The sequence below is a fragment of the Shewanella sp. MBTL60-007 genome (assembly GCF_019654915.1).
Taxonomy (GTDB): Bacteria; Pseudomonadota; Gammaproteobacteria; order Enterobacterales; family Shewanellaceae; genus Shewanella.
On record NZ_BPET01000016.1, the window covers coordinates 13,951 to 30,345 of the forward strand.

At 46.6% G+C, this 16,395-nt stretch carries 12 protein-coding genes; 7 read left to right on the forward strand and 5 right to left on the reverse strand.

All coding sequences use genetic code 11. The features are described from left to right. Window positions 1-288 precede the first annotated feature (288 nt). Window positions 289-2,736 carry an acyl-CoA dehydrogenase FadE gene (gene fadE / locus K5Q92_RS07545; protein WP_220768399.1) on the reverse strand — a complete coding sequence of 816 codons (2,448 nt, stop codon included), beginning with the start codon at window positions 2,734-2,736 and terminating at the stop codon, window positions 289-291. A gap of 245 nt (window positions 2,737-2,981) precedes the next feature. On the opposite strand from fadE, the gene K5Q92_RS07550 reads away from it, so the two are divergent. After that, window positions 2,982-3,767 carry a class II glutamine amidotransferase gene (locus K5Q92_RS07550; protein WP_220768400.1) on the forward strand — a complete coding sequence of 262 codons (786 nt, stop codon included), beginning with the start codon at window positions 2,982-2,984 and terminating at the stop codon, window positions 3,765-3,767. An 87-nt stretch (window positions 3,768-3,854) separates the two neighbouring features. Here K5Q92_RS07550 and K5Q92_RS07555 read toward each other — a convergent pair whose 3' ends face one another. After that, entirely contained in the window at window positions 3,855-4,640 is a 786-nt protein-coding gene (locus K5Q92_RS07555; protein ID WP_220768401.1) for a DUF3108 domain-containing protein, read from the reverse strand. Between the two features lie 21 nt (window positions 4,641-4,661). After that, window positions 4,662-5,015 carry an MGMT family protein gene (locus K5Q92_RS07560; RefSeq protein ID WP_220768402.1) on the reverse strand — a complete coding sequence of 118 codons (354 nt, stop codon included), beginning with the start codon at window positions 5,013-5,015 and terminating at the stop codon, window positions 4,662-4,664. 211 nt (window positions 5,016-5,226) lie between these two features. On the opposite strand from K5Q92_RS07560, the gene K5Q92_RS07565 reads away from it, so the two are divergent. Beyond that, window positions 5,227-5,898, forward strand: a complete 672-nt coding sequence (locus K5Q92_RS07565; RefSeq protein ID WP_220768403.1) for a hypothetical protein — start codon at window positions 5,227-5,229, stop codon at window positions 5,896-5,898. Between the two features lie 93 nt (window positions 5,899-5,991). Here K5Q92_RS07565 and K5Q92_RS07570 read toward each other — a convergent pair whose 3' ends face one another. Then, a complete protein-coding gene (locus K5Q92_RS07570) occupies window positions 5,992-7,713 on the reverse strand; it encodes an MFS transporter (protein ID WP_220768404.1) in 1,722 nt (573 codons plus the stop codon). Between the two features lie 255 nt (window positions 7,714-7,968). Between K5Q92_RS07570 and def the strand changes: the two genes are divergently transcribed. The 5 genes from def to K5Q92_RS07595 all read left to right on the forward strand — a co-directional run bounded on the left by def (window position 7,969) and on the right by K5Q92_RS07595 (window position 15,358). Beyond that, the gene (gene def / locus K5Q92_RS07575) at window positions 7,969-8,460 is read left to right on the forward strand and encodes a peptide deformylase (RefSeq protein WP_220768405.1); all 492 of its coding nucleotides are present in this window, start codon (window positions 7,969-7,971) and stop codon (window positions 8,458-8,460) included. 303 nt (window positions 8,461-8,763) lie between these two features. Then, complete coding sequence (gene imuA / locus K5Q92_RS07580) at window positions 8,764-9,828, forward strand: translesion DNA synthesis-associated protein ImuA (protein WP_220768406.1); 1,065 nt, start codon at window positions 8,764-8,766, stop codon at window positions 9,826-9,828. Window positions 9,829-9,850: 22 nt separating this feature from the next. Further along, the gene (locus K5Q92_RS07585; protein WP_220768407.1) at window positions 9,851-11,533 is read left to right on the forward strand and encodes a DNA polymerase Y family protein; all 1,683 of its coding nucleotides are present in this window, start codon (window positions 9,851-9,853) and stop codon (window positions 11,531-11,533) included. Continuing rightward, window positions 11,533-14,766 (forward strand): error-prone DNA polymerase, encoded by a 3,234-nt coding sequence (locus K5Q92_RS07590; RefSeq protein ID WP_220768408.1) that lies wholly within the window; start codon window positions 11,533-11,535, stop codon window positions 14,764-14,766. Before K5Q92_RS07585 ends, K5Q92_RS07590 begins: the two co-directional genes overlap by 1 nt. Before the next feature lie 64 nt (window positions 14,767-14,830). Beyond that, window positions 14,831-15,358, forward strand: a complete 528-nt coding sequence (locus tag K5Q92_RS07595) for a DTW domain-containing protein (RefSeq protein ID WP_220768409.1) — start codon at window positions 14,831-14,833, stop codon at window positions 15,356-15,358. 122 nt (window positions 15,359-15,480) lie between these two features. Here K5Q92_RS07595 and K5Q92_RS07600 read toward each other — a convergent pair whose 3' ends face one another. Beyond that, window positions 15,481-16,176, reverse strand: coding sequence for a hemolysin III family protein (locus K5Q92_RS07600; protein ID WP_220768410.1), 696 nt, complete (start codon window positions 16,174-16,176; stop codon window positions 15,481-15,483). Window positions 16,177-16,395: the final 219 nt, after the last annotated feature.

Below are 16,395 nucleotides of genomic sequence, written 5' to 3' on the forward strand. Positions count from 1 at the left end.
AGCGATTAATTTTCTTCAGCTCTGGCTGGTACAAGCAGGTGTTCTTCCATAGAACAGTTTATCGCCGTCGAAGGTTACTAAGATTTTGCACCTTGAGCGTTACTATTTAACTGCAAGTCATGAGCAACAGCTGACAGCAAATAATAAAATTGGCAGTGAATTGTACGAATGAGTATTGGTGTTGAGCGCGAGTATATGGCGTCTGTTCGCAGGTTTTTCAATTAAAAAAAGAGGCCTAAGTTATCAGCTTAGGCCTCCTATCTAGCGTTTATGTCAGTCAGCTAGCGATTACGCCGCTTGCACCTCTTTTGTGTATTCGAGCGTGCGTGCCTTTAACTCTTCAGGGTCAAAATCATCGACGTTGATAGACTTCATACGGCCGATCTCGGCGCGTTCGAGTAGCGCGACCTCTTCTTCGCTTAGTACCCCTAAGGCTTTACCTTCCGCTGCGACTTTATCTAGCCACATAAAGGGGAGGCGTTTACCTGCAGCCTTGCAGACTTTGTCGTAGATAGGCTCTGATGCCAAGATATCCTTAAAGGTTTGCTCTTGAATACCCACGGCATTATGTTCACTTGGTGTCCAAAATTGGCCTTGACCTAAGCGCTCACGGCTTGCGCATGGCGTTTGCATGATTTTGGCGACCTTGTGGTCAAGCATATCACTTGGGCGCTTAAGTGGGCGACCAAATGGGAAGATAACTGCGCGAAGAGCAATACCCAGTCCCATAGGGAAGTTATCTAACAGCTCATCGAGTGAAGACTGTAGCTTATACAGTGAATCTTCAACGGCCCACTGTACTAACGGCAGATCTTCGGTGAGGCGGCCTTCATCTTCATAACGCTTTAGTGTCGCAGATGCCAAATAAAGCTGGCTGAGCAGGTCGCCTAGGCGCGCAGAGATACGCTCTTTACGCTTCAGGTTACCGCCAAGTGTTGCCATTGCTAAATCAGATAATAGGGCCAAGTTTGCACTAAAGCGGTTCATTTGCTGATAGTAACGCTTGGTCTTATCGGAATAGGGCGCGTTAGAGAAGTAGCTAGAAGTTAAGCCCATCCATAAGCTGCGCACTAGATTGCTGGTGGTAAAGCCGATATGACCAAAAATCGCGGCATCAAAGTCACGTAGACCCTTGGTTGCATCTGGATCAAATGCCGACTCCATCTCGGCTAATACATAGGGGTGGCAACGAATCGCCCCTTGACCATAGATGATCATCGAGCGAGTAAGAATGTTGGCACCCTCTACCGTAATGGCAATAGGTGCTGCTTGATAACCACGACCTAGGTAGTTATTTGGGCCTAAACACACCCCTTTGCCGCCGTGAATGTCCATTGCATCGATAACGCACTTTTGCATCCTGTCTGTCAGATGGTATTTCACTATGGCTGAGATCACCGATGGCTTTTCGCCAAGATCGATACCAGTTGTGGTGAGCGTGGTGACGGCATCCATTAGGTAGGCGTTACCACCTATGCGCGCCATTGGCTCCTCGATCCCCTCTAGCTTACCGATAGGCAGCTTAAATTGGCGACGAATGCGAGCATAGGCCCCCGTTGCAACTGCTGCAGTCTTAATGCCCCCAGCCGAGTTTGAAGGCAGGGTGATACCACGACCAACCGATAGACATTCAACTAACATTCTCCAGCCTTGGCCCGCCATCTCCGCGCCGCCAATGATGAAGCTTAGTGGTACAAACACATCCTTTCCGCGGGTTGGACCATTTTGGAACATGCAGTTGAGTGGGAAGTGTCGACGGCCTGTTTCAACGCCTTCGATGTCTGTAGGAATAAGTGCACAGGTGATCCCTAGCTCTTCTTGATTACCAAGTAGCTGGTCAGGATCGCGCAGTTTAAACGCTAGACCCAATACTGTGGCTGTCGGTGCAAGGGTAATATAACGTTTGTTCCAAGTGAGCTTCATACCCAATACTTCTTCACCTTCCCACTCTCCTTTACAGACAATGCCGTAATCGGGAATGGCACCTGCGTCACTGCCTGCTTCTGGGCTAGTGAGGGCGAAACAGGGAACTTCTAACCCCTTTGCAAGGCGTGGTAGATAATGGTCCTGCTGAGCCTGAGTACCATAATGCTGTAGCAATTCGCCTGGGCCTAATGAGTTAGGCACACCAACGGTTGAAGCCAGCTCGCTACTCAAGCCTGCAAGCTTCTGTAGTACTCGTGACTGTGCGTAGGCTGAAAATTCTAGTCCACCAAATTTCTTTTTGATGATCATCGCAAAGAAGCCATTATCTTTGAGGTATTGCCACACATCTTCAGGCAGATCGGCTAGCTCATGAGAAACTTGGTGTTGGTTTACCATGCGGCAAACTTCTTCCACTGGACCATCGAGGAAGGCTTGCTCTTCGGCACTTAGGCTGGCTTTGGGATAGTTGTGCAATTTGCTCCAATCTGGCTTGCCAGCAAATAGGTCCGCTTCCCACCATGTGGTACCCGCTTCGATAGCTTCTTTTTCTGTCGAAGACATTTCAGGCATGATCCCACGATACATTTTCAGTAATGGACGGGTGATGACATTTTGTCTGAACGAGCTGATATTAAGGGGGAGAGCAATGGCAAGAAAAACTACCCATAGTAATGGGCTTAGGCTAGCGGCGCCGGTTCCGATTGCCAATACAATCGCGGTGCCTAAGGTGGCGGTAAGCAGAGCGACTCTTAGATAAGCGAAGGCGCCTATCGTAAAAATCAACGCCAAGATCCATAGTAGGGTAGTCACTGTAATTCTCCTTTTATGTGTGACCTATAGTTAACCTAAAGGCACTTATTTTAGGGTTCACATCACAATTATAGTGTGTGGTCAGACCTGTGTCTCATAAAATCTAAACCTTAGTTAATTTTAATACAAGATTTTTTTAAACAAATGTTTAAATTTATTTCTCATTCGCTAAACATTCCACTGCAGCGTCCAAGTGGTTAGAATATAATGATATAGAAGTCGTTGATTGAACGGGATTGAGATTAATGTGCGAGTTGCTGGCCATGAGTGCCAATGTTCCGACAGATATTGTATTTAGTTTTACAGGATTAGCACAAAGAGGTGGTGTCACAGGGCCTCACGTCGATGGCTGGGGGATCACGTTTTATGAAGGTAAGGGTAACCGTACCTTTAAAGATGCACGCCCTAGCAGTGAGTCCCATGTTGCACAGCTCATTAAGTCCTATCCGATAAAGAGCGAAGTGGTCGTGAGCCATATCCGCCAAGCTAACCGTGGCTGTGTGTCATTAGAAAACACCCATCCTTTTACTCGGGAGCTTTGGGGGCAATATTGGACCTACGCTCATAATGGCCAGTTGAGCGACTATGAGCAAAAGTTTGTTTCGACACGCTTTACTGCCGTTGGGGATACCGATAGCGAGATGGCTTTCTGCTGGATCATGGACAAAGTGGTAGAGAAGTTCGGCGATAAGGCTCCCGATGATAGGTTGGCTGTGTATCACTACATTTCAACTCTGGCCGATGAAATTCGTGCCTTAGGTGTGTTCAACATGATCTTAAGTGATGGCGAACACCTCATGAGTTATTGCAGTAACAATCTTTGCTATATCACTCGCCGCGCGCCCTTTGGTAAAGCTAAGCTTATCGACACCGATGTGGTGATTGATTTCGATAAAGAGACCACCCCGAACGATGTGGTAACGGTTATCGCCACACGTCCATTGACTAATAATGAGCAGTGGAATGTGTTGACCCCTGGCGAATGGAAGTTATTTAAAAAGGGTGAGCTTATCAGTTCATCTGTCAGCTAATCTACTGCAGAATCAAAAAGCTCGCTAAGTATGCCTTAGCGAGCTTTATGTTTGTCTTACCCTAACAGCTTTGATGCAGGCTAAACGCTAACCTTCTTCATTACTGGCATCATCGATCACTTGTGCTTGCTCTGTGGTGGGTACCTTGGTTGGCGCGGCTGGTTCAAAATGATAATTGAGCAGCTTAATATCTAGCTGCTTACTGCCTTTTTCGAAATGGGTTAACCGTATTGGCAGGTAACTTAAATCCGGCGCCATCCAGAAGAATGTCTGGCGTTTTTTGCTATCGCGTACGACCTCAATCTTGACGGTTTGATAACTACCACTCTCGATATTAACCCGTTCTTTCCCCACAACCTTAAAGGCATAATCATCGACTTCGCCCTCTTTGACCATGGTGTAATGCAGCTCATCTTTATCGGCCTGCATGTCTAGCCTAAACTGAAGTTGCACCATCAATGGGTCAAATAGCTCGCTATCGTAGGGAAACTGAGCACGCTCCTCTCTATAGCGACTATGAACCACATTTTGCCCTTTAGCGAAGGCCGCTTGCTCTCTAAAGCTTGGGCCCGTTCCGGTTCGCTCGACAGAGTAGCGCATAGGTGCCAGCTGATTGTCAGCTTCTAAGGTAAAATCACTACGGATATGGCGTCTATCGGACAGCATTAGCAGACCGACATCGCTGTCGAAACGATACCGAAAGAAGTTTCCTTGGGGGGCATCGAGAATATAGCGGGCTCGGCCGAGCTCTATGCTGCCGTAATAGACTTGATATTCGGCAGTATGAGGCGTTAGTGCCGTGGTCTCTGCAAGTGTTGAACCGCTTGCAAATAACAGGCTCACGGCGAATAGAGTCGGTAAATTTTTAGGCAAATATAACTCCTTACTCGCTTTCTAATATGGCAATGAAAGCACTAACGTTGCGATATCGGGTTGCCACTCATAGTCAGACAACTTAATTTTGCCACGGTTCACTATAATTCCCTCTGCACGTAGACTCTGCATCTGCTCTATAAATGGCTGCGTATGCTCAGCAAAGGATATTTTTCCCTGACTATTGATAACTCTATGCCAAGGAAGCGCCATCTCGGGGGGCGCTGCGCGTAATGCTTTTGAGACCAAACGCGCTCGACCGGGCAGGCCTGCCAAATCAGCTACCTTACCGTAAGAATAGACCTTACCTTCAGGGATCATAGACACTATGTGCCAAATTTGCGCCATAGGTGAAAGTTTATTGCTGGTTTGCATCCAGTTTGCTTCCTTTTGTTACCGTAAATTTTAACGCCATTAAGATCAACTCATCGACCCGTTTGTATTAACTAGCCTGTATATGTCAGTAGCATCTGTTAATTTGATGGTTGAAATGCGGTTCAAGGTTAATGCGTTGTAATATAAAGTAAAAAACCTTGCTGAGTCTTGACGCTAAAGTAATAATAGCGCTTTTTTACCGGTATATATAATGTCAGTAAAGGCGTTCACTCCTTTTGTAGGCTCTCTATTATTACTCTCAGCTATCTCTACGCCTACTTATGCCAATGATTTCAGGCATATTGCCGATCCACTGAATTTAAATGATTCGCTCTATTTAGGTTTCGATGGTGATGTTTTTAAACTCGGTGGTAGTTTTGCCACGAGTCATCAAAAGTTTTCTGCTAATACTAACCTAGGCGGCGATAAATGGCATTTGGGCTACTTGTATTCAACGGATCAGGTGAATGTGAGAGCATCGGTTCAACATGGTAAAACAGATACGCCGCAGGGCAAAGCCAGCCATTATCAGTATCAGCTAGGTTTAATGACAGAGCACCAAGGTTGGTTTTCGACTCAGGTCTTTACTGAGCTGGCAGTAAATCACTTGGCGGTTAAATCCTATAAAGATAGCACTGCTGCGAATGTGAATATGACACTACTTAAGCCGATGACTGAACATTGGTATAGTGAGTTTTATGCGCAGGGCAATATGGGGATCGATGGTGTAGAGCGCTATGAAGCGAGAAGTTGGCTAGCACTGGGGTATCAGATCAATCCGCAGTGGTCTTGGGTTGTACGTTATCAGTATGATTGGGAAAAGCTTGAGCGTTTTGAAAGTGAAGACACACAATGGGTATTTGCAGTGCGCTCGCAATTTTAAATTCTCGACTCTAAGCCTTAGCTTGGTATCTAAAGACAATGCCCGTGTAACTTAGTACACGGGCATTTTTATTGTTACCGCTTTAAAACGGGGTTAGCTTGCCTGAACAAGCGTTGCTTCAGCTTCATCATCTGCTTGTGGCGTGGTTCCAAATTTATGGAACATCACTAAGCCCAACGCGGTGAGTAGACCGAATCCGCCAATGATGTACCACATCATATCTGGACGCTCTGCACCCTTGGCCACCTCAGCGTATAGGTAACCCGATAGCGGACCTGCGAGCAAAAAGCCAATTGCCGAAGAGACGAAGTAGTAACCCATAAACATGGCCTTCTTGTCATGTGGTGCAAAGCTTGCGACATACTCTTGACTCTTAGGTGAGGCGACCATCTCTCCGATAGAGAAAACCAAAATTGAGGTCAAGACCATAGCACCGCCCATGATAGCACCGTGGGCAATACCGCCAATGGCGGTGCCTAGTGCGAGAATGATGGTGCCACCCACGAGGACTGGCAGGGCTTGGAAACGCTCAACAAAACGGCTGATCATCAACTGCATCACCACAATCGATAAGAAGTTAAGGCCAATGAGGTACTCAGGGTTAATTTGGCGATATTCGCTAGCCCAAGTCTGTGCGTATTGAGCCGCAACCGCCGGCGTTTGTGCAATAGCGGCAAAGGCTTGGCTTAATTCTGCAGTCGGTACCATCACCTTAGTATGCACCAATTCAAAATAAGCTTGTTTCACATCGATTGTGCCGGCGCTGACCTCTAGGCTTAAGCGGGTTAACTCTGCCTGCAACAGGCCTAAATCGACAGGTGCAAAGAACTGCAATAAGTCAGGGTAGCCTGCTAGCATCAAGACCAGATCTGAGGTATCGACAAAGTCACGTATATAGATAGGCAAGGTAATAAAGATCTGTTGGTAGACCATCCACATGCCAGACAGAATGAGTAGATAGATCACGAAGGGTTTATTACCTAGGCTGATCTTTTGTGCATACCAAGGCGCTTGTTTCTTAGAAGAGGCGAGCTTGTTCCAGATGATATGAGCACTGAACCAAACGGCATAGATAATTAATGTGGTTTCTCCTGAGATCCATTTTGCGCCGTAAGACATCAAGATGATTAAGGTACCGAAGAATAAGATGGCAAAGCGGGCATTGCCTAATACTTCTTGGATATCTTGAAATACCGCTTTAAGAGGCTTACCTTTTTGTTGATTCTGATCTGTAGGCTCTTCATAGAAGAAGTAAGCGGGTATGAAGTTAACCGCAATCCAAAAAGCTGACATGATAAATACCCAGTCCCAGCTAATAGCCCTGACATAACCTGCGATAAAGGGGCCTAAGAAGCCGCCGATATTGACCATCATATAGAAGATCCCAAAGCCTAAACCGCGGTTGGTCTCATCTGTGGTACGCGCCACGGTGCCAGTTACGACGGGCTTAAAGCAGGCTGCACCTACCGCAACCCCCATAAAGGCGACAAAAAATCCCATAAAGCTATCAACTTGACCGAGTAGATAATAACTTGGACACATAATGGCGTAAGCAACCAGGAACATCTTCCGATAGCCATAGCGGTCGGCAAGGGCGCCTGTTAATACGGGGAATAGGTAGAGAAAGAAGGGGATCATCCCCTGAAGTAACCCACGCTCTTGCTCAGAGAAACCTAGACCACCTTGATTCTGTGGGGAGGTCATATAGAGGGAAGAGAGGGCAAAAAAACCATACCAGGCAAGGCGTTCAAAAATCTCCATGGTATTGGCAACGAAGAATGTAGGGGGCAGCGCAGTGCGTCCTGCTCGAGTCATATTATAATCCGTATATTTTATACATTTTGAGCTATGCTAACACATGTTATGAAAAAGTGGAGCTTATTGTGCAAAATAGCAGCTGGTTGGCGCAGTAAATAGAGCTGAAATATTGGCAAATAGCCCGCAGCAAGGGGAGTCAGTGGAAATATGTCGCACAGAGATGAAGGTTAAATTCCTGTTAGAGTTGCCTTTGTGCTTGATTCGGTCATAATAGCGCGAAAATTTTTAGTTTACTTTTAGTGTGATAATAATATGGCAGTGTTAGACATTTTAACGATCCCCGATGAGCGTCTAAAACGCAAAGCGGTTCCTGTAACAGATATTGAGTCTGTTCAAGGTTTTATCGATGATCTGATTGAGACTATGTATGACACCGAAGACGGTATCGGCCTAGCAGCAACTCAGGTTGGTAGCTTGCACGCTATCTTAGTTATCGATCTGTCAGATGAGCGCGATCAGCCAATGGTACTGATTAACCCTGAGATCCTTGAGTCTCGTGGTGAATACCAAGGCGAAGAGGGCTGTTTATCTATTCCTGGTTATCGCGCCAAAGTGAATCGTCACGAAGGTGTGAAGGTGACGGCACTGGATCGCCATGGTAAAGCATTTGAAATCGACACCGATGAGTTCCTAGCGATCGTGTTACAGCATGAAATGGATCACCTTAATGGTATTGTTTTTACCGATCACCTTTCGATGTTGAAGCAGCAGATAGCGTTGAAGAAAGTTAAAAAATACCGATAGCCAAAAGCGATATGGCTAGGCTTTGGTAATCAGGCTGTAACCAGTAAGCTTGTATTCTGAGCTTCGATAGAGATTCGATTAAGCGCCCCGCAATTGTGGGGCGCTTTTTTTTGCCTAAATTTTAAGAGTTTATCAATCTAAGAGGGAGCTCTTTGAGCTAGATCGCTTGCGATCTAAAGAAAGATATCTATACTGTATAAATATACAGTTAAGTTGTGAAGTACCTGTTCGCAGTTCTTATTTTACAGCACTATATTTCTATCGGTTTGGCTCCACCCTCAGTAGGTGGATAAAAGAGGCAAGATGATGAGTTACGCTAAAGTAGCCAATGATTCGCTCGCTGGCATTGGGGGAGAGTTCGAGTTAGCTGGTGGTTTAGAGAGCCAGCCAAACTCTGTTGCTGTGGAGCCAAATGCGACAGCTGCAGATCCACTTAAGTCGCTGCTCGAGCGTAAAGATTTGTGGCGAGCTGGCCTGTGGCAAGGAGAGCATCAAGCTAAGCAAGTGGGTTATCCGAGTGGTTTTGCTGAACTAGATAGGCATTTAGCCGATAGTGGCTGGCCACAGCAGGGAGTTTGTGAATTCTTATGTCATGGTACAGGTCAGGGGGAGCTGAGCATTATCTTGCCGTTGTTAAAGCGTCTAATAAACCGTACTCAAGCTAACATGATTGATAGCAGCGAGCTTGCCGACCCTCTGGTACTCATGGTAGCACCGCCTTTTGTTCCCTATCCTCGAGCATTTGAGTTACAAGGTATCGATGTTGAGCGCTTAGTTTGGGTCGATAGTCATGACAGAAAAGAGCAGCTGTGGGCGATAGAGCAAGCTCTTGGTAGTGGTACCGTCCCCTTAGTATTAGCTTGGTTAGATCATTTGTCGATCACTGAGTCGAGGCGGCTACAGCTGGCGGCAGAAAAAGGCAAAGCCTTATGTATCTTATACCTGCCGTCAAAGGTGGCTAATGACTCTCACCCAGTGACACTGCGGCTATCACTTAGACGAGAGCATTACAGTGCACACAAGGCTCAAAATCAGCCGCTTCGAGCCGTTACCTCTGTGGGGGACACGAGAGTGGATATCATTAAACGCCGTGGCGGTTGGCCTAGTGCGGAGTTTAGTTTGTCATTACTGCCAGCTCACCTAAAACAGAGCTTACTGGGCGTAGAGTCTTTCTTGGCTAATAGCTCAGGCTATGATTCGGATAAGGAGTCTGTAAGTGGTTTAGGTTCTAAGCCTAACCTAGAGGGGGCTCATGATAAAAGTGGCAGCTCGAAAGCGGTATTAACTCTTGTGACTAAGTGTTCTATTTCTGCAGATGAAGAGGCGACTTTAGCGTTGCGACCACGTCATCAACTTAATTTTAATTAAGTTTTATTCTAGGTATATAAAAATGTTATGGCTTGCAGCCTATTATCCCCAATGGGTATTTCAATACTTAAGGTATCACCATGATCTGCAGTCGGTTCAAGGCTGTTTGTTATTTGAGCCTGACAGCTTGCGGGTGCTAGCCCAAGATGAGATTGCAGAGCAAGTTGGGATCGGTAAGGGAATGAGCATTAGTACGGCTCAAAGCTTACTGCCAGATGTGGTGTTGATAGAGTTTGAGCCCGGTTTATGTCAGCAAGCATCAGACTGGTTATGCCAGTGGAGTTATGCCTTTAGTGCCCGTGTTGTGCCGCTGCATTGCGCTTTAATGCCGCCACCTTATACAACCTCAAATAGCAAGTTCGCAGTGACTGACTCTGTCAGTGATTGTTTGTTACTTGAGGTGAGCTCAATGGCGCGGATATTTGGGGGGCTCGACAGTCTTGTGGCTCAATATGCACAAAAAGCCCAGAGTTTAGGGTTAGAGTTGCAGCTTGCGATAGCCAATACTCCACTTGGGGCACAGCTACTTGCATTGCAGGCACCTAAGTACAGCCCCTTGAAGACAGAAGCACTAGATGAGCGAAATGAACAAGATCCTGCTGTTTTATGTGGTAAGAAGGAAGGAATATTAGTTAGAGATCCAGTCGTTAACCCAGCTCCTCTTAACCAAGAAAAGCTTAGCAATACTGTTATTGCTCAAACATCCTTTACCCAGACGTTAGGGATGCAGTCTCGTTATCTGCAACATGAGCAAAGCAGGCATTTACTCGCAAGTTTACCTATAAGTCGTTTACCCATTTCGGCTTATTTAATTGAAACTTTTACCAATATTGGCCTAGTTACGCTTGAAGATATCATGGCTCTACCCGATAAGGAGTTGGGGCAGCGCTTTGGTCAAGCCTTGCTGCAGATGTTAGCTAAGATCACGGGCAAGTTGCCGCAACCTATGGTGTACTTTGAACCAGCGGAGCATTACAGGCAGAAGTTGAGCCTACTATACGAAGTCGAGTCTATGCCTGGGATCATTTTTCCTTTAAGGCGGATGATCAACGAGATGGCTGATTATTTACTACTGCGGCAGTTGGCAGTGCAAACCCTAAACCTAACATTTCGTTATAGAGATTTAGAACTTGCGCCACTGCAGATAGTGATCCATTACCCTTTTGCCGAACACAGAGCCGAAGCTTTACTAAGCCTGTGTCATATGCAGTTAGCCCGCATGACCTTATATCAACCTATTGTTGAGATCATCATTAGCGCCGATAAGTTTGTGCCACTCACGCTCGGGCAAGAGGCTTGGCTTAGTGAAGGTGCCCAGTCGGGGGCACGCCAGCGTTTATTGTCACAGCTACAGGCAAGGCTAGGCAGTGATAAGATCAAGGGGCTACGTAGCGTACCGAGTCAGCTGCCAGAGCAAAGTTGGCAAAGTGTTGAGTTAACTTGTTATCCATCCATTCAAGCTAAAGCGACTGCGACAGCCGAGATGATCATTGGTGCGTGCCGACCGCTTTGGTTACTCGAACAGCCTCAAGCGCTTTCATTGGCAGAGTTTGAGTTAATTAAAGGACCAGAGCGACTTCAATCCCATTGGTGGCAAGATGAGAGTACTTGTCGAGATTACTATATTGCCAGTTATATCGATGGTGGGTTGTGTTGGGTATATCGTGATCAACAAGGTTTCTATCTGCATGGTTGGTTTGCCTGATGTACGCTGAGCTGCATGCAATTTCCAATTACAGTTTTCTGCGTGGCGCCTCCCATCCCCATGAGCTGGTAGAGCAGGCGGCAAAACTGGGCTATCAGGCTATCGCCATTACCGATGAGTGCTCCTTGGCCGGGGTTGTTAAAGCCTATGAGGCGGCAAAAGAGCACGAGATCAAGCTGCTAGTTGGCGCCGAGTTTAGGCTTGCTGAAGGCCTCTTCGTGTTATTGGCGATGAACCGTAAGGGCTATGGCCAAATTAGCCAGCTTATCAGTACGGCGCGCTGCAGAGCAGAAAAGGGCGAGTATAAGCTGGAGTTTACCGATTTGTTACTGGGGTTGGAGCAGTCGATTTTACTCTGGCAACCCTCTTCTCCAGAAGCGATTGATATCTCCAGTGGTGAACTCTCTGAGCAGTTGCAGCAATATCAAAGTCAAAACTTAGTGATTGGGCGCAAGATAAGCGATGTGTTTCAGGAGCGTTGCTACTTGCTTATGGAGCGAAACCTGCTGGCAGGCGAAGCGTTAAAAATTGAGATCTGGCGTCATCTTGCTAAGCAGCTGAATATTGAGTGTGTTGCTGCGGGGAATGTGCGTATGCATACCCAGTCGCGGCAGAAACTGCTAGACGTGCTGAGTTGCATTCGTTATGGCACAGAGCTACAGCAGGCGGGCTCGCGGCTGTTGGCAAATGCCGAAACAGCGCTAAAACCCATTGAAGCCACCATTAAACGTTATCCAAAATCTTGGATTGATAACACGTTGACCATAGCCAACCGCTGCAGCTTTAGCTTAGATGAACTTAAGTATGAATATCCTAGTGAAGTGGTGCCTAGCCATCTCAGCGCCAGTGAATATTTGGCTGAGGAGGTTTATAGGGGAGCCTTGTGGCGCTTTGGGAAAGAGATCCCAACTAAGGTCAAGGCGCAATATGAGAAAGAGCTGCAGATCATCAAAGAGATGCAGTACGAGTATTTCTTTTTAACCATCTATGACATTGTCCAGTTCGCGAAGTCTAAGGCGATTCTGCACCAAGGGCGGGGCTCTGCCGCGAACTCTGTGGTGTGTTACTGCTTGGGGATCACCGAGGTGGATCCGACTAAGGTGAATATGTTGTTTGAGCGCTTTGTGTCGAAGGAACGTAATGAGCCACCAGATATCGATGTGGACTTTGAGCACGAACGACGTGAAGAGGTGATCCAGTATATTTACGCTAAATATGGCCGTGACCGTGCAGCACTAGCCGCAACCGTGATCAGTTATCGATTTAAAAGTGCCATGGCCGATGTAGGTAAGGCGCTGGGCATCGATAAGCAACATATTGAGCATCTGCTGCACAGTATCGACAGGCGAGACACAAAATTTGATTGGTTAGCCCAGTTAGAAGCTAAGTCTTTAGTGCCTCAAGAGGGCGTTGCACGTTATTTATTGCCCTTAGTGCAGGAGATCTTGGGTTTTCCACGGCACCTGTCGCAGCATGTGGGTGGCTTTATTATCTCTGCAGGGCCTTTGAGTGAGCTAGTACCGGTGGAGAATGCGGCCATGGCAGATAGAACTGTGATCCAGTGGGACAAGGACGACTTGGAGAGCTTAGGCTTACTTAAAGTGGATGTACTGGCATTAGGTATGTTGAGCGCAATTAGAAAGTGCTTTGAATTGCTCAGCACTTCAGAGCGGGCATTTTCTATGGCCGATGTGCACTGGGAGCAAGCCGAGGTGTATCAGATGCTGCAACGGGGCGATAGCATGGGAGTCTTTCAGGTTGAGTCTCGTGCACAAACTTCGATGTTGCCTAGGCTCAAACCCCGTTGTTATTACGATCTTGTAGTACAAATCGCCATTGTAAGGCCAGGCCCTATTCAAGGTGATATGGTGCATCCCTATTTAAAGCGCCGTGATGGACTGGAAAAGATCAGTTACCCCAGCGCTGAGGTGGAGTCGGTACTTTCACGTACCATGGGAGTCCCTATTTTTCAGGAACAGGTGATTCAGTTAGCTATGGTTGCAGCGGGCTTTTCGGGGGGAGAAGCCGATCAGCTTCGTCGAGCGATGGCCAGTTGGAAGCGTTCAGGTGAGTTGCAGCAGTTTGAAGATAAACTGCTTCGTGGGATGCAAAGCCGTGGTTACTCAACGGAGTTTGCCGAGCAGATCTACAGGCAGATAAAAGGCTTTGGGGAGTATGGTTTTCCAGAGTCTCACTCGGCCAGCTTCGCTTTGCTGGCTTATGTATCGGCCTATTTAAAGTATCACTATCCTGCGGCCTTTTGCTGCGCGTTACTCAATAGCCAGCCTATGGGATTTTATAGTCCTTCGCAGCTGTTGCAAGATGTGAGGCGACATGGTGTCACTGTTTTAACTGTGTGTGTTAATCACAGTCAATGGCAACATACACTTGAGCCGACAGCTGAGGGTGTGGCTCAAATTCGTCTAGGTTTTAGGTTAGTTAAAGGTTTACATGCCAAAGAGATAAACCGTCTCATTGAACTGAGGCCTGCGACAGGGTTTAGCCAATTAGCACAGCTCTATCATCTAGGCATTGCCCGTCATGAATTAGAGACTTTAGCCAGTGCTAACGCCTTTGCATCTGTAGCTGGTCACCGGCACCAAGCGCGCTGGCAACTATCTGCTTGTGAGCCGAGTTTACCTCTGTTTGCTCAGGCTGAGAGGGAGGCTGAGCAGCTTAGCTTTGATAAGCAGCTTTTCGATACGGGCATAATTGATACAAACCAGAATGAAAAAAAACAGCATCAGTCTCAAACAGGCAGCCTGAGTAATAGTCGAAATCGTCAATATACACAGGTGCAGCTGCCTGTGCCCAGCATCGCCGAGTCGATGTTAGCCGATTATAGCTATACAGGTGTGACATTAGGTTTGCATCCGATGGCCTTACTAAGGGGGAAGCCTCATTTACGTCATTGCCTAACGGCTGAGCAACTTGAGTGTTGCCGTAGTGGGCAACTGGTGACCGTGGCTGGTCTTGTTGTGGGGAGGCAAAGGCCGGGCACTGCATCGGGGGTGACTTTTATCACCTTAGAAGATGAGACTGGCAATGTTAACCTTGTGGTGTGGAGCGCCACCGCTAGGGCGCAGCGTCAAGCCTATTTGGTATCCACTATTATGAAAGTGACGGGAATATTAGAGCGAAAGTCTGATGTTATCCATGTGGTTGCGGGGAAGCTGTATGATATCTCAGATGAACTCGCCAAGCTCAGTGTGCATTCAAGGGATTTTCACTAGTGCTCTGCATCTTTATCTGAATTGAGTATATAATCTTTGCCTTGTTAACTTTTGAGTCTATCTATTGCAAGTTATATTGTTAACCCATGAGCGGGAAGCCACTCGAGCAACCAATACCGGTAATATCGCTCTTGAGTATTTTCCCGAGTTTTGTCAAAGAATTATCTGGTCACGGGTTGCGCCATCTGAATTATTGCTCGCCAAGTTAAGTGAAAGCGGGAGTGCGCTGTTGTTTCCAAAGGAGCTTCCCAACGATGAAGCCGAACAGGGCGCAGAAAGTGGCAGTATATGTGGTAATGAATTAACTCGAGAGAGTCATGGCGATTTAGTACCGCCACCGCTGCCCAAGACGTTAATTATCTTAGATGCGACCTGGCAAGAGGCGCGTAAGATGTTACGCCAAAGCCCCTACTTGAAAACAGCAAAAAGGTTTTCCCTAGCGGAAACTCCTAAGTCTCAGTTTAGCTTACGGCGCAATCAAATAGAGGGGGGATTATGCACCCTCGAGTGTATTATTGAGCTGTTTAAACAAGCAGATATGTTTGATGAGGCGGCACGATTAACAAAAGCGTTTCAAGATTTCTGTCAGTGATTTTGCTTAATAGGCAGCGCTGTGTACACAAAAATGAATAGCCAATATAAAAAAATGCACTTAATGTGCATTTTTTTATTGGAGTATTTTTCGCGCTCGCCTATGTCCTAACGCAAAATAGCTCAAATCACCGTTAAGTAGACACATAGGAAATGACAGAACGCTCCCCCTAAAACGAACAGGTGCCAGATAGCGTGATTAAAGGGAATACGTTTAGCCACGTAAAAAATTACCCCTAGGCTGTAAAACAGACCGCCGGCAAGCAAGAGATTAAAGCCCAAGTCAGACATATTAGCGATCAGCTCTTGCATAACCGTTACGCATAACCAGCCCATCACCAAATACAGCACTAAACTAAATGCCTTAAAGCGACCAATAAATAGTGTTTTAAATAAGATCCCGCCAATTGCCAGTGACCAAATCGCCATTAACACCAGATCGGCATCACTGCTGTTTAGGGTGATCAGCATCAGGGGGGTATAAGTACCAGCAATGAGCAGATAGATAGCGCAGTGATCGGCAATCTTAAGTCGGTGCTTTAGCAAGGGAGAGGTGGCGCTATGATAAAGGGTCGAGCAGAGAAACAGTAAAATGATGCTGCAGCAATAAACAACCACACCTGTTAACTGAATAAAACTCAAGTGATCATAACCTTTTAACAGGCACAAAATCAGTCCAATGATCCCCGCAACGACACCAATACCATGACTAATGCTATTAGCCCGCTCTTCATTGACACAGTAACTTGCAGTCGTGAACTGCTTAGCTCCTTGTTGAGGAGTTTGCTTGTTTGAAACTGTCGCTTGTTCTACTGACATCGTATAAAAGACTTCTGGTTTGACCACAATTAAAAGCAGTTTAACAGTTTTGATTTGAAAAGCTACAGGTTAAGCTAACACGTGTACGCTTAATTTTACTTTTTCTTTAGAAGGTTTAGGAACCCTGAGGTAGCGAGCATTTTTAAAGTGTGGAGTCGCCTTATATTGAGGGGACTTTAAGCCCCTTTTTGTAGAGCCTTGTTGCTAATTAAGGCATAA

What these genes read in the sequence shown, in the direction of transcription:
- K5Q92_RS07590 (WP_220768408.1), top strand. Translation starts at nt 11,533, where the DNA reads ATGTACGCTGAGCTGCATGCAATTTCCAATTACAGTTTTCTGCGTGGC.
- def (WP_220768405.1), top strand. Translation starts at nt 7,969, where the DNA reads ATGGCAGTGTTAGACATTTTAACGATCCCCGATGAGCGTCTAAAACGC.
- K5Q92_RS07550 (WP_220768400.1), top strand. Translation starts at nt 2,982, where the DNA reads ATGTGCGAGTTGCTGGCCATGAGTGCCAATGTTCCGACAGATATTGTA.
- K5Q92_RS07600 (WP_220768410.1), bottom strand. Translation starts at nt 16,176, where the DNA reads ATGTCAGTAGAACAAGCGACAGTTTCAAACAAGCAAACTCCTCAACAA.
- K5Q92_RS07565 (WP_220768403.1), top strand. Translation starts at nt 5,227, where the DNA reads ATGTCAGTAAAGGCGTTCACTCCTTTTGTAGGCTCTCTATTATTACTC.
- imuA (WP_220768406.1), top strand. Translation starts at nt 8,764, where the DNA reads ATGATGAGTTACGCTAAAGTAGCCAATGATTCGCTCGCTGGCATTGGG.
- K5Q92_RS07560 (WP_220768402.1), bottom strand. Translation starts at nt 5,015, where the DNA reads ATGCAAACCAGCAATAAACTTTCACCTATGGCGCAAATTTGGCACATA.
- K5Q92_RS07570 (WP_220768404.1), bottom strand. Translation starts at nt 7,713, where the DNA reads ATGACTCGAGCAGGACGCACTGCGCTGCCCCCTACATTCTTCGTTGCC.
- K5Q92_RS07585 (WP_220768407.1), top strand. Translation starts at nt 9,851, where the DNA reads ATGTTATGGCTTGCAGCCTATTATCCCCAATGGGTATTTCAATACTTA.